The organism is Streptomyces sp., assembly GCF_031181555.1.
Taxonomy (GTDB): Bacteria; Actinomycetota; Actinomycetes; order Streptomycetales; family Streptomycetaceae; genus Streptomyces; species Streptomyces fimbriatus.
Genome location: NZ_JAPSKQ010000002.1, coordinates 98,879 through 111,343, shown reverse-complemented (window position 1 = coordinate 111,343; position 12,465 = coordinate 98,879). Strand labels below are relative to the sequence as shown.

General features: G+C 74.8%; 12 protein-coding genes. 5 read left to right on the top strand and 7 right to left on the bottom strand.

Annotated elements, in window-relative coordinates; genetic code table 11:
* From RIM90_RS01120 to RIM90_RS01100, 5 genes are all read right to left on the bottom strand, one after another.
* Positions 1 to 476: cellulase (locus RIM90_RS01120; RefSeq protein ID WP_309058573.1), on the bottom strand; the 476-nt coding region annotated here is incomplete at its 3' end.
* Positions 477 to 487: 11 nt separating this feature from the next.
* Positions 488 to 994: a SigE family RNA polymerase sigma factor gene (locus RIM90_RS01115; RefSeq protein ID WP_309058572.1), complete on the bottom strand. Its 507-nt coding sequence runs from the start codon at positions 992 to 994 to the stop codon at positions 488 to 490.
* A gap of 202 nt (positions 995 to 1,196) precedes the next feature.
* Positions 1,197 to 1,547 (bottom strand): hypothetical protein, encoded by a 351-nt coding sequence (locus tag RIM90_RS01110; protein ID WP_309058571.1) that lies wholly within the window; start codon positions 1,545 to 1,547, stop codon positions 1,197 to 1,199.
* A 63-nt stretch (positions 1,548 to 1,610) separates the two neighbouring features.
* Positions 1,611 to 1,991 (bottom strand): DUF6479 family protein, encoded by a 381-nt coding sequence (locus tag RIM90_RS01105; RefSeq protein WP_309058570.1) that lies wholly within the window; start codon positions 1,989 to 1,991, stop codon positions 1,611 to 1,613.
* Positions 1,992 to 2,028: 37 nt separating this feature from the next.
* Complete coding sequence (locus tag RIM90_RS01100; RefSeq protein WP_309058569.1) at positions 2,029 to 2,433, bottom strand: ChaB family protein; 405 nt, start codon at positions 2,431 to 2,433, stop codon at positions 2,029 to 2,031.
* Positions 2,434 to 2,558: 125 nt separating this feature from the next.
* On the opposite strand from RIM90_RS01100, the gene RIM90_RS01095 reads away from it, so the two are divergent.
* The 3 genes from RIM90_RS01095 to RIM90_RS01085 all read left to right on the top strand — a co-directional run bounded on the left by RIM90_RS01095 (position 2,559) and on the right by RIM90_RS01085 (position 7,017).
* Positions 2,559 to 2,930 (top strand): ferredoxin, encoded by a 372-nt coding sequence (locus tag RIM90_RS01095; RefSeq protein WP_309058568.1) that lies wholly within the window; start codon positions 2,559 to 2,561, stop codon positions 2,928 to 2,930.
* 183 nt (positions 2,931 to 3,113) lie between these two features.
* A complete protein-coding gene (locus RIM90_RS01090) occupies positions 3,114 to 5,387 on the top strand; it encodes a serine/threonine-protein kinase (RefSeq protein WP_309058567.1) in 2,274 nt (757 codons plus the stop codon).
* Between the two features lie 64 nt (positions 5,388 to 5,451).
* Positions 5,452 to 7,017, top strand: a complete 1,566-nt coding sequence (locus RIM90_RS01085; protein ID WP_309058566.1) for an NAD(P)/FAD-dependent oxidoreductase — start codon at positions 5,452 to 5,454, stop codon at positions 7,015 to 7,017.
* Between the two features lie 18 nt (positions 7,018 to 7,035).
* On the opposite strand, the gene RIM90_RS01080 is transcribed toward RIM90_RS01085, so the two are convergent.
* On the bottom strand, positions 7,036 to 8,817 hold the full coding sequence (locus RIM90_RS01080; protein WP_309058565.1) for a serine hydrolase: 1,782 nt from the start codon (positions 8,815 to 8,817) through the stop codon (positions 7,036 to 7,038).
* 242 nt (positions 8,818 to 9,059) lie between these two features.
* Here RIM90_RS01080 and RIM90_RS01075 point away from each other — a divergent pair, with 242 nt between their 5' ends.
* Together RIM90_RS01075 and RIM90_RS01070 are read left to right on the top strand one after the other, a co-directional pair.
* Entirely contained in the window at positions 9,060 to 10,556 is a 1,497-nt protein-coding gene (locus RIM90_RS01075; protein WP_309058564.1) for an acyl-CoA synthetase, read from the top strand.
* Between the two features lie 94 nt (positions 10,557 to 10,650).
* On the top strand, positions 10,651 to 11,229 hold the full coding sequence (locus tag RIM90_RS01070; RefSeq protein WP_309058563.1) for a TetR family transcriptional regulator: 579 nt from the start codon (positions 10,651 to 10,653) through the stop codon (positions 11,227 to 11,229).
* 73 nt (positions 11,230 to 11,302) lie between these two features.
* Here the strand turns inward: RIM90_RS01070 and paaK are convergent.
* Positions 11,303 to 12,465: phenylacetate--CoA ligase PaaK (paaK, locus tag RIM90_RS01065; protein WP_309058562.1), on the bottom strand; the 1,163-nt coding region annotated here is incomplete at its 5' end.

Here is a 12,465-nt window from a genome sequence, read left to right as displayed (position 1 = left end):
GACGGCGGCGGAGACGGCGGCGAGGAGGAGACGGGAGGTGTGGGGGGCGATGTCGTCCGCCCGCTCTCGACGGCCGTGGCGGACGGCGGGACGGAGGCCGGCGTGCCGCCGCCCGCCGGGGCCGTGGTCCCGGCGGTCGCGGCCGGCGGGCCGGTGGCCGGCCGGGACGTGCTCGCGGTGGCGTCCGGGGCCGACGCGGTGGGCGTCGGGCCGACGACCGGGGGCGGCGACGGACTGGTCGCCGGCAGGGGCCGGTCGTCGGCGGGCCCGGACCCGGAGCCCGCATGGGGCAGCAGGGCGAGCCCGACGCCGAGCCCGGTCACCGCGAGGGCGGAGCCGCCGGCCCGCCACAGCATCCGGGACCGGCGGCGGGCCCGGATGCCCTCGTACAGGCGCTGCCGGTGCTCCGGCCGGAAGGGGGCCTGCTGCGGGGTGTCGCGCATCATGCGCGTCAGCTCCTGCTCGAAGTCGTCCATCGCTTCTCCCCTCACCCCACGGGCCTGACGGTGTCGGACAGGAGCTGCCGCAGCCGCGCCACTCCGCGTGACGCGTGGGACCGGGCGGTGCCCACCGGGCAGCCGAGGGCCTGTGCCACCTGGGCCTCGGGCAGGTCCTCGTAGTAGCGCAGCACCACCGCGACCCGCTGCCGGGGCGACAGCAGGGCGAGCGCGGCCTCCAGGCGCGAGCGTTCCGCCACGGCCGCGGACACGTCACCCGGCTCGGGCCGGTCGGGCAGTTCCCCCACCGGGCGCTCCCCCCACCAGCGCCGCCGGGCGGAGCGGGCCGCCATCCGTACGAGCACCTTGCGGACGTACGCCTCGGGAGCCTGCTCGGCGACCTTCGGCCAGGCGAACCACAGCTTCACGAGGGCCTCCTGGACCAGGTCCTCGGCCCGTTGCCGGTCGCCGCCGGTGAGCAGACGCGCGACATGGAGCAGCGCCGACCAGCGGGCAGCCACGAACTCGTCGAAGCCGTCTGCCCGAAACCGCTCCATCCCCACCGTCCCGCATCCGAACAAGCCCTTACACCTCAGACAAAGACTCATGACCCCGCGAAACGATGCACCGAACTCCTGTGATCCACCTCACCCCGGACGCGCGGGAAGGCGGGCGCACAGCAAAGGGCGGGTCGTGCGCCGCCGACCGCGTGAAAGCGATCGGCGGCGCACGACCCGCCCGGGGCCCGGACCGGAGGGCCTAGGTGCGGTCGCCCTTCGGTTTGCCGCGCTGGTCCGGGGTGCCGTGCGGCGGCGGGCTGAACGGCTGCGGCGAGGTGGCGGGCGACACCGGGGAACCCGTCCGGCTCGCTCCCTGCTCGGGGCGCAGCCCGCCCGGGTCGCCGGACGTCGGCTCGGCACCCGCGTGCAACTGCTCCAGCCGGGCCGACAGCAGCTCGGTCACCGGGAGCCGGCCGGCGTGCGAGCGCTCGTAGGCCAGGAGCTCCTCCACCTCGTCCGCGGACAGCGAGCGGATCCGGCTCTCCAGGCCGCCGATGGGCAGATGGTCGTAATCGGGCAGCGGCAGGGTGTTGCGGGCGGGACCTGTCATGGTTCTCACTCTCTGTGCACGACGTGGCGGGGGCGCGGTGGCGGCCGGGGGCCCTGCGGGCGGTCAGCGACCGCCCGGGCCGCCGCTGCCGAATCCCCCGCTGCTGCCCTCGTCCCAGCGGGGCCGCTCCTGCGGCGTGCCGGTGCGGGTGCCGGAGTTGCCGTGGCCGTCCAGCTCGTGCGGTGTCAGGCGTTCGTCGCTTCCGGGCACCTCGTCGGGCTCCCGGTGCTCCCGGACCTCGCGGACCGGCCCGCCCTCGGGCATCCGGGGCTGCTCCTCGGGGCGGGGCCTGCGGTCCCGGCTGCGCGAGACGCGGCGGCTGCCGAAGGCGAACGCGCCGATCAGCAGGGCCACGACCACCGCGGCCGCGACCACGAGCCCGACCCCCAGGGCGCCGCGGCCCGCGGCGAGGTCGGCCGTCTGCATCCATGAGGTGTTCGTCATGGCTCGCGGGTACCCCCGGTCCTCCTGATGAACCGGCTCACCCGGACCGCGACGCGCGCGTCCGGGAGCGGTTCGCCCTGCGGACCGCGTCGAGCAGTTCCGCCTTCGACATCCGCGACCGCCCCTCGACGCCGAGGCGCCGGGCGACGTCGTACAGATGCTCCTTCGAGGCCTGCTCGTCCACGCCCTCCCCGCTGCGGCCGCCCTGCTGCCGGGGGCGGGCCGACCGCGGGTCCGACGGACCCTTGCGGCCGCCTTCCTTGCGTTCCCAGTGGTCCCCGACCTTCTCGTACGTGTGCTTCAGCGCCCCGTAGGCCACGCGGTGCGCCCGCTCGCCCTCGCCGTACTGCTCCACGGCCGAGTCGTGCGCCTTGATCCAGGTGCGCTGGGCGTCCTCGGAGGAGCGCTCCAGGGTCGAGGGGAGTTCCTGGCGTCCGGGCATCTGTCCCGCCTCCGTCCCTTCTCGGGTTCCGGTGCCGCGCGGGTGCCCGGCGGCGGGGCCGGAAAACTGTGCGGAACCCTTGGGGCACCGGGTTTGACCGCACGGGCGGCGGCTACCCGCGCGGTGTGACGACGACATCGCAGGAGGAGCTGTTCCGGTTCCTGGAGGACCGTTTCGCCTGTGCCCAGGCGTGCACCGAATGCGCGCGGGCCTGTGCGACGCGGGCGAGTCTCGTGGACCCGGACGGCACCGAGAACCAGGAACTCGTACGACGCAAGGGCATCCTGTGCGCGGAGGTGTGCGACGCGACCTGCCGCGTGCTGTCCGAGCAGAACCAGGTGGACGAGGCGACCATCCGGATCCAGGTCGAGTGGTGCCGGCAGGTGTGCCTGGAGAGCGCGCACGTGTTCGACGAGCACCCCGGGGCGGAACGCACGGCGGAGGCCTGCCGGGCCTGCGCGCGGGCCTGCACGGAGTTCCTCACCACCCTGAACTGAGCGGCCCGGGAGGCGAACCGGCCCGCGCGCCCCGCCCGGGAACACCCGCCGCACCGGAGGGAGACCTCCGGTGCGGCGTACGGGACGTGGCCGCCCGACGCGGTACGAACTCGGGCGAGATGCCGCCATACTGGACGAGCCAGGGGAGGGCGCGGCGGACAGCGACGGGGGCGGGCGCGGGAGATGGGGGACAGCAGGCTCATCCACGGCCGGTACCGGCTGCTCGACGAGATCGGGCGGGGCGGCATGGGCGAGGTGTGGCGGGCACGGGACGAGTCACTGGGGCGGCAGGTCGCCGTGAAGTGCCTCAAACCGCTCGGCCCGCACCACGACCGGTCGTTCAGCCGCGTGCTGCGTGAACGGTTCCGCCGCGAGGCCCGGGTGGCCGCGGCCCTGCAGCACCGCGGGATCACCGTCGTGCACGACTTCGGGGAGTCCGAGGGCGTGCTCTACCTGGTGATGGAGCTGCTCCAGGGCCGTGACCTCAGCCGGCTCCTGGAGGACAACAAGCAGCACCCGCTGCCGGTCGACGAGGTGGTGGACATCGCCGAGCAGGTCGCCGCCGCCCTCGCCTACACCCACGACCAGGGCATCGTGCACCGGGACCTGAAGCCCGCCAACATCGTGCGGCTGGACGACGGCACGGTGAAGATCTGCGACTTCGGCATCGCCCGCCTCGGCCACGACATCGGCTTCACCTCCCGGCTGACCGGCACCGGCATCGCGATGGGCACCCCGCACTACATGTCGCCGGAGCAGATCAGCGGCTCGGAGGTCGACCGGCGCAGCGACCTGTACTCCTTCGGGTGCGTGCTGTACGAGATCGCCACCGGGGTGCCGCCGTTCGACCTCGACGACGCCTGGGCGATCCTCGTCGGCCACCGCGACACCCCGCCCCGGCCCCCGCGCGGCCACCGCGCCGAACTGCCCGAGCGCCTGGACCGCGTCATCCTGGACCTGCTGGCCAAGGAGCCCGACGGGCGCCCGGACAGCGCCCGCGAACTGGCCCGCCGCCTCACGGAGCTGCGGGCCGCGCCGCCGCCCGTTCCGGCCGCGGCGGCGGTCCGGCAGGAGCCCGGGGCGGCACGGAACGCGGTCGGAGCCGCGCCCGCCGCCCGGCCCGCACCGGTGGGGCGGGCGTCCCGGCTGCCGTCCTGGACGCGGGGCATGACCACCGGGCACAAGGCGGCCGGTGCCGGACTGCGCACCACGCCCCCGGACCCCGCGGCCGGCCTGTCCGGCGAGTGGACCGCACGCCCCGCGACCGGCCGCGACGAGGAATCCGTACCGGACGAGCGGCCCACCCCTTTGCCTCGGGCGCTGACCGCCCTGGCCGGACGGCACAACGCGGGCCTGAGCCTGGGACGCCTGGGCCGCTGGACGGAGGCGGGCGAGGTGCACCGCGCGGTCGCCGCCGAGCGCGAGCACCTGCTCGGGCCGGACCATCCCGACACGCTCGCCAGCCGCTACGAGGTCGCCTTCACCCTCAGCCGCACCGGCCGCGCCGCCGACGCGCTGCGCGTGTACAAGCAGGTGGCCGAGGCCCGCATCCGCACGCTGGGTGCCGACCACCCCGACACCCTCGCCGCCCGCCAGGAAATGGCCTACGTCCTCGCCCAGTCGGGCCGCCCCTTCGACGCCCACCAGGTGTACCTGTCGGTGCTCGCCGCCCGCGAGCGCACCATGGGGCCCGACCACCCCGACACCCTGCGCTGCCGGCACAACCTCGCCTTCAACCTGGGCCGGCTCGGGCGGCTGGAGGACTCGTACGGCATGGCGTGCGAGGTGGCCGCCGCCCGCGCCCGGGTGCTCGGGCCCGAACATCCGGACACCCTCGTCACCCGCTACGACATCGCCCACACCCTGGGCCGGCTGGGCCGCTGGGAGGAGGCCCTGGAGACCTACCGCGAGGTCGCCGGGGCCCGCGCGCGAGCCCTCGGCCCGGACCACGCCGACACCCTCGCCGCCCGCTACGAGACCGGTATCGGCCTGGGCCGGCTCGGCCGCGCCACCGAGGCCCTCGAGCTCTACCGGGGCCTGGTCGAGGACCGCACCCGCGTCCAGGGGCCCGCCCACCCCGAGACCCTGCGCGCCCGGCACGGCCTCGGCGTCAACCTCGGCCGGCTCGGCCGCTGGGAGGCGGCCCTCGCCGAGGCCCGTGACGTGTGCGCCCTGCGCGAGCGCGTCCTCGGCGCCGACCATCCGGACACCCTGGTCAGCCGCCGCGAGGTCGCCGTCGGGCTGGGCTGGCTGGGCCGCTGGGCGGACGCGCTGACCGCCTACCGGCGGGTCGCCGAGACCCGCGAACGCCTCCTCGGCGCGGACCACCCCGACACCCTCGCCGCCCGCGCCGACGAGGCCCACTGCCTGGAGCAACTGGGCCGCGGCACCGAGGCCGCCGGGCTGCACCGCCGTGTGGCGGCCCTGCGCCGGCAGCGGGCGGCCGGGAGGGCGTGAACGCCCCGGCGGGGGCGCCGCCCGCCCCCTGGCCGGTTCGGATCACCGCGTGCTACGAAGAACCATGACCGCACCCGAGCCGTCCCGGACGTACGACGCCGTCATCGTCGGCGGGGGCCACAACGGCCTCGTCGCCGCCGCCTACCTCGCCCGGGCCGGGCGCTCCGTGCTGGTGCTGGAGCGGCTGGACCACACCGGCGGAGCGGCGGTGTCCACCCGGCCCTTCACCGGTGTCGACGCCCGGCTGTCCCGGTACTCGTACCTGGTCAGCCTGCTGCCCGGGAAGATCGTCCGCGATCTCGGGCTCGACGTCCGGCTGCGCACCCGGACCATCTCCTCGTACACCCCCGTCGAACGCGACGGACGGCCCACCGGCCTGCTCGTCGGCGGCGGCGAGCGGCGCACCCGCGAGGCGTTCGCCCGGTTGACCGGCTCCGACCGCGAGTACCGGGCCTGGCAGCGCTTTCACGACATGACCGGCCGCGTCGCCCGGCGCGTCTTCCCGACCCTCACCGAGCCGCTGCCCACCCGCGAGGAGCTGCGCCGCACCGTCGGCGACGAGGAGGCCTGGCGGGCCCTCTTCGAGGAACCGATCGGCGTCACCATCGAGGAGCACTTCGCCGACGACCTGGTGCGCGGCATCGTCCTCACCGACGCCCTCATCGGCACCTTCGCCGACGCCCACGACCCCTCGCTCAGACAGAACCGCTGCTTCCTCTACCACGTCATCGGCGGCGGCACCGGCGCCTGGGACGTACCCGTCGGCGGCATGGGGGCCCTCACCGACGCGCTGGCCGACGCCGCGCGCGCGGCCGGCGCGGTCATCGCCACCGGTCACGAGGCGGTCCGCATCGCGACGGACGGCCGCACGGCCGAGGTCACCCACCGCACGGCCGACGGCGAGGGCGTCGCCGCCACGCGGCACGTCCTGGTGAACGCCTCCCCGCGGGAACTGGCGGCCCTCACCGGCGACGCGCCCCCGCCGCCCGCCGAGGGCGCCCAGCTCAAGGTGAACATGCTGCTCACGCGGCTGCCCAGGCTGCGCGACGCCTCCGTCGACCCGCGCGAGGCGTTCGCCGGGACCTTCCACATCGCCGAGGGGTACGAACAACTGGCCGCCGCGTACGCCCGGGCCGCCGCCGGCGAACCGCCCGCCGAGCCGCCCTGCGAGATCTACTGCCACTCGCTCACCGACCCCACGATCCTCGGCCCGGACCTGGCCGCACGGGGCTACCAGACGCTCACCCTGTTCGGCCTGCACACCCCGGCGCGGCTGTTCGCGCGGGACAACGACGCCGTGCGCGAGGAACTGCTGAAGTCGACGCTGGCCCGGCTCGACGCCCATCTGGCCGAACCGCTCGCCGACTGCCTGGCCACGGACGCGGACGGGCGCCCCTGCCTGGAGGCCAGGTCCCCGCTGGACCTGGAACGCGACCTCAGGCTGCCCGGCGGGAACATCTTCCACCGCGAACTGTCCTGGCCCCACGCCCAGGACGGCACCGGCCGCTGGGGCGTGGAGACCCGGCACGCCAATGTCCTGCTGTGCGGCGCGGGCGCGGTCCGCGGCGGCGGGGTGAGCGGGGTGCCGGGACACAACGCGGCGATGGCGGTGCTGGAGGCGGGGGACTGACGCCGAAGGCCGCTCCGGTCAGTCGGCCGACCGGGTCCACCCCACCGCCCGGACGCGTTCCGCGTCCGCCGGCCGGGCCTCGTCGAAGAGCACGCCGCCCGCCGCCGTCTCGACCCGCACCGCGTCCACGTAGGCGCCGCGCCCGACGTACAGCCGGTCCGTCGTGTACCGCCAGCGCAGGGTGAGGCCCGGTGCGGCGGGCAGGGCCGCGGTGAGCCCGTGCCAGACGCGGCCCGACCAGCCGGTGGCCGTGCCCGACGGGTGCCGCTCGGGCTCCCCGCCCCGGCGCCGCGTGGTGAACGGCACCGCCTGCCAGGTCGTGCCGCCGTCCGCGCTGGCCTCCAGCACGAGGACGTCGGCGCGGGGCTCCGTGTCCCACCACAGGGCGCAGCGCAGCCGTGCGTCGCCGGACGACGTGTCCAGCGCGGGCAGCGCGAGGGTCGCCGTCGCCGAGCTCGCCATCCCGGAGAACCACGCCGTACGTCCCCGCGCCGGCCGGACCGGGACCGCGCGGGCGAGACGGTTCGCGGCGGCCACCCGGGGAGCGGAGCCGGACCGCCAACGGCGCACCGGGTGCACCGAGTTGCCCAGCACGACGAGGAACGAGTCGGTCGTCGGGTCGAGCACCAGCGAGGTCCCGGTGAACCCGGTGTGGCCGGCCGTGCGCGGGGTGGCCATGGCGCCCATGTACCAGTGCTGGTGGAGCTCGAAGCCGAGCCCGTGCTCGTCCCCCGGGAAGGCGGTGTTGAAGTCGGTGAACATCAGCTCCACCGACTCGGGTTCGAGGATGCGCGCCCGGCCGTACACGCCGCCGTTGAGCAGGGTCCGCCCGAGCACCGCCAGGTCCCAGGCGTCGGAGAACACGCCCGCGTGGCCCGCGACCCCGCCCAGGCTGTGGGCGTTCTCGTCGTGCACCTCGCCCCACACCAGCCCCCGGTCGAGACCGGACCACGGCTTGCGGGCGTCCTCCGTGGCCGCGATGCGCGGCCTCCAGGAGGCGGGCGGGTTGTAGCGGGTGCGGCGCATGCCGAGCGGGCCGGTGATCTCGTCGCGCAGGAGGGTGTCCAGGGTCCGGCCGGTGACCTCTTCCAGGACCAGCTGGAGCGAGATCAGGTTCAGGTCCGAGTACAGGTACGCGCTGCCGGGCGGGCCGACCGGTGTCTCGTCGAAGACCAGCCGGACCTTCTCCTCGTACGTGGGCGCCTCGTACAGCGGGATCCAGGCGCGGAAACCGGAGGTGTGCGTGAGCAGCTGACGGATCGTCACCTCGTGCTTGCCCGCGCGTCCGAAGTCCGGCAGGTACGCGGCGACGGCCGCCTCCAGCTCCAGCGCGCCCCGTTCGATCTGCTGCACGGCGAGGATCGAGGTGAACAGCTTCGACACCGAGGCCAGGTCGAAGACGGTGTCCGCGGCCATCGGGATCTGCTGCTCGGCCGGGAGCTCGACACCGGTGTCGGTCTTCTCGTCGTACGCGCGGTAGCGCACCGCCATGCCGATGGGCTCGTGCAGTGCGACGGTGCCGCCGCGCCCGGCAAGCAGCACGGCACCCGCGTACCAGGGGTACCGGGGGGAGGGGCCGAGGAACGTCTCGGCCTCGGTGACGAGTTGCCGCAGATGCCCGGAGAGCAGCCCGGCGCGCCGGGCCGAGCCGTGCCGCAGGGTCGGACGGCCGCCGCCCGACGGGGCGGCCGCCGCAGCCGGATCGGCCGGGAGGGCGGCGAACGCGAGGGCGCCGCCCAGGGCCAGCGCCCCTCCGCCCAGTCGACGGCGCGTGATGCCTCTCGCCCCTTCGTCCGTCATGAGGTTCCTCCCGTGTCGTGACCCTGCGCGGGTTGAAAGAATCTTTCGGGGGCCGCCGTGCGGAGTGAAACTTTCCTGTCAGGTGGGTCGGGTGTCAATGGGGCGTGCGCGGCCGAAGAGCGGTCCGGGGGCGCCGACTTCACCGTACGGGGAGGGCGGGGCCCGCCCGGGGCGGCACGGCGGGCGGGTCCGCCGACCGGCGTCTTGACCTTTCCCGGCCGGTGAACCGAGGATCGGCTGTCATGAGGCCCGGACACGGCAGCACGGTCGACGGAATCCTGCGACGCAGCGCCCGGCGCACCCCGGCCCGCGTCGCCGTCGAGTACGACGACCGCACCTGGACCTACGGCGAACTCGACACCGCCGTCTCCCGCGCGGCGAGCGTCCTCCTCGCCGAGGGACTGTCCCCCGGCGACCGGGTCGGCGCCTACGGCCACAACTCCGACGCCTATCTGATCGGCTTCCTCGCCTGCGCCCGCGCGGGCCTGGTGCACGTGCCGGTGAACCAGAACCTCACCGGCGACGACCTCGCCTACCTCCTCGGCCAGTCCGGCAGCGCGCTGGTGCTCACCGACCCCGGCCTCGCCGCCCGGCTGCCGGACGGGGCGCGGACGCTGCCGCTGCGCGACGCCGACGGCTCGCTGCTCGCGCGGCTGGCCGAGGCGCCCCCGCACGACGGCCCCGAGCCGCGCTCCGAGGACCTGGTGCAGTTGCTGTACACCTCCGGCACCACCGCGCTGCCCAAGGGCGCGATGATGACCCACCGGGCCCTGGTCCACGAGTACCTGAGCGCGATCACCGCGCTCGACCTCGCCGCGGGCGACCGCCCCGTGCACGCGCTCCCGCTGTACCACTCGGCGCAGATGCACGTCTTCCTGCTGCCCTACCTCGCGGTCGGCGCGACCAACGTCATCCTCGACGCGCCCGACGGGGACCGGCTCTTCGGCCTGATCGAGGAGGGCCGGGCGGACAGCCTGTTCGCGCCGCCCACCGTGTGGATCGGTCTGTCGAACCGCCCCGACTTCGCGACCCGGGACCTGAGCGGGCTGCGCAAGGCCTACTACGGGGCGTCGATCATGCCGGTCCCGGTGCTGGAGCGGCTGACGGAGCGGTTGCCCTCGCTGGCGTTCTACAACTGCTTCGGGCAGAGCGAGATCGGCCCGCTGGCCACGGTCCTCGGTCCCGGCGAACACCGGGGGCGCATGGACTCCTGCGGGCGGCCCGTGCTGTTCGTGGACGCCCGCGTCGTCGACGAGAACGGCAAGGACGTGCCCGACGGCACCCCGGGCGAGATCGTGTACCGCTCACCGCAACTGTGCGAGGGCTACTGGGACAAGCCGGAGGAGACCGCCGAGGCCTTCCGCGACGGCTGGTTCCACTCCGGGGACCTCGCGGTACGGGACGCCGACGGCTACTTCACGATCGTCGACCGGGTGAAGGACGTCATCAACTCCGGTGGCGTCCTGGTCGCCTCGCGCCAGGTCGAGGACGCGCTCTACACCCACCCGGCCGTGGCCGAGGCCGCCGTGATCGGCCTGCCCGACGCACGCTGGGTCGAGGCCGTCACGGCGGTCGTCGTCCCGCGCGGCGAGGTCACCGAGGCGGAGCTGATCGCCCACGCGCGCGAGCGGCTCTCCGGCTTCAAGGCGCCCAAGCGGGTGCTGTTCACGGACGAACTGCCGCGCAACGCCAGCGGGAAGATCCTCAAACGGGAGCTGCGCGACCGCTTCGGGACGTGAGCACCCCCACGACCGGGTCCGCGGTGCGGCGCCCCTAGTACTCTGGGCGAAGTGGTGTGCTCGTAGTGCTACGCATGGAGTGGGGCGTGGGGTCATGGGGAGACGGAACGACCAGCGGCGCGCCGCCCTGGTGGACGCCGCGATCGAGGTGCTGGCCCGGGACGGTGCCCGCGGGCTGACCTTCCGGGCGGTGGACACCGAGGCCGCCGTGCCCCCCGGCACCGCGTCCAACTACTTCGCCAGCCGCGACGACCTGCTCACCCAGGCCGGCGCCCGCGTCTACGAGCGGCTCCAGCCCGACGAGGCCACCCTCGCCCGCCAGCGGGCGGCCGGCCGCGACCGGGAGACCTACGCGGAGCTGATGCGGGAACTGGTCGGCCGCATCGCCTCCTTCCGCACCGGCTACCTCGCGCTGCTCGAACTCCGTCTGGAGGCGACCCGCCGACCGGAACTGCGCAAGGTGCTCACCGAACGCGTCCGTGCCGACGTCGACGCCAACATCGCTTACCACGAGGCCTCCGGCCTCCCCGGTGACGCCACGGCCGTCAAGCTGCTCATGCTCGCCCTGAACTGGCTGATCGTCGAACAGCTCACCCTGCCGGACGTCTTCACCGAGGCCGAGCGCGAACACCTGGTGACGGCCGCGGTCGAGCGCATCGTGGCGGCACAGTAGCCGGACGGGGCGCGCCCGGCCGGGAAGGACCGGGCCGCCCCGGACCCCCGTCCGCAGATCCGGAGAGCGGCCCCTACCCCCGCTGTTCGCGCAGATCCACGATCCGCCGGATCTTGCCCACCGACCGCTCCAGCGTCTCCGGGTCGACGACCTCCACCTCGACCGACACCCCGATGCCGTCCTTCACGGCCGCCCCGATGGACCGCGCGGCCGTCTCCCGCGTCGCGGCGTCCGCGCCGGGCCGGGCCTCCGCGCGGACGGTGAGACGGTCCAGCCGGCCCTCCCGGGTGAGCCGGAGCTGGAAGTGCGGTGCGACGCCCGGCGTGCGCAGCACGATCTCCTCGATCTGCGTGGGGAAGAGGTTCACCCCGCGCAGGATCACCATGTCGTCGCTGCGGCCGGTGACCTTCTCCATCCGCCGGAACACCCGCGCGGTACCCGGCAGCAGACGGGTCAGGTCCCGCGTCCGGTACCGGACGACCGGCATCGCCTCCTTGGTGAGCGAGGTGAAGACGAGCTCACCCCGCTCGCCCTCCGGGAGGACCTCGCCGGTGACCGGGTCGACGACCTCCGGGAAGAAGTGGTCCTCCCAGATGTGCAGGCCGTCCTTGGTCTCCACGCACTCCTGCGCGACGCCCGGCCCGATCACCTCCGACAGCCCGTATATGTCGACCGCGTCGATCGCGAACCGCTCCTCGATCTCCTGCCGCATCCGCTCCGTCCACGGCTCCGCGCCGAAGATCCCCACGCGCAGGGAGGTTCCGCGCGGGTCGACGCCCTGCCGCTCGAACTCGTCGAGCAGCGTGAGCATGTAGGACGGGGTGACCATGATGACCGTGGGCCGCAGGTCCTGGATCAGCTGCACCTGACGGGACGTCATCCCGCCGGACGCGGGGATCACCGTGCAGCCGAGCCGCTCGGCGCCGTAGTGGGCACCCAGACCGCCGGTGAACAGGCCGTAGCCGTACGCCACATGGACCGTGTCCCCGGGCCGGCCGCCCGCCGCGCGGATCGAACGGGCCACCGTGTCCGCCCACACGGACAGGTCGCCCTCGGTGTAGCCGACGACCGTGGGGCGTCCGGTGGTGCCGCTGGAGGCGTGGACGCGGCGGACGCGGTCGCGGGGCACGGCGAACATGCCGTAGGGGTAGTTCTCCCGCAGGTCCGCCTTGGTGGTGAAGGGGAACCGGGCCAGATCGGCGAGCGAGCGGCAGTCGTCCGGGTGGACGCCCGCCT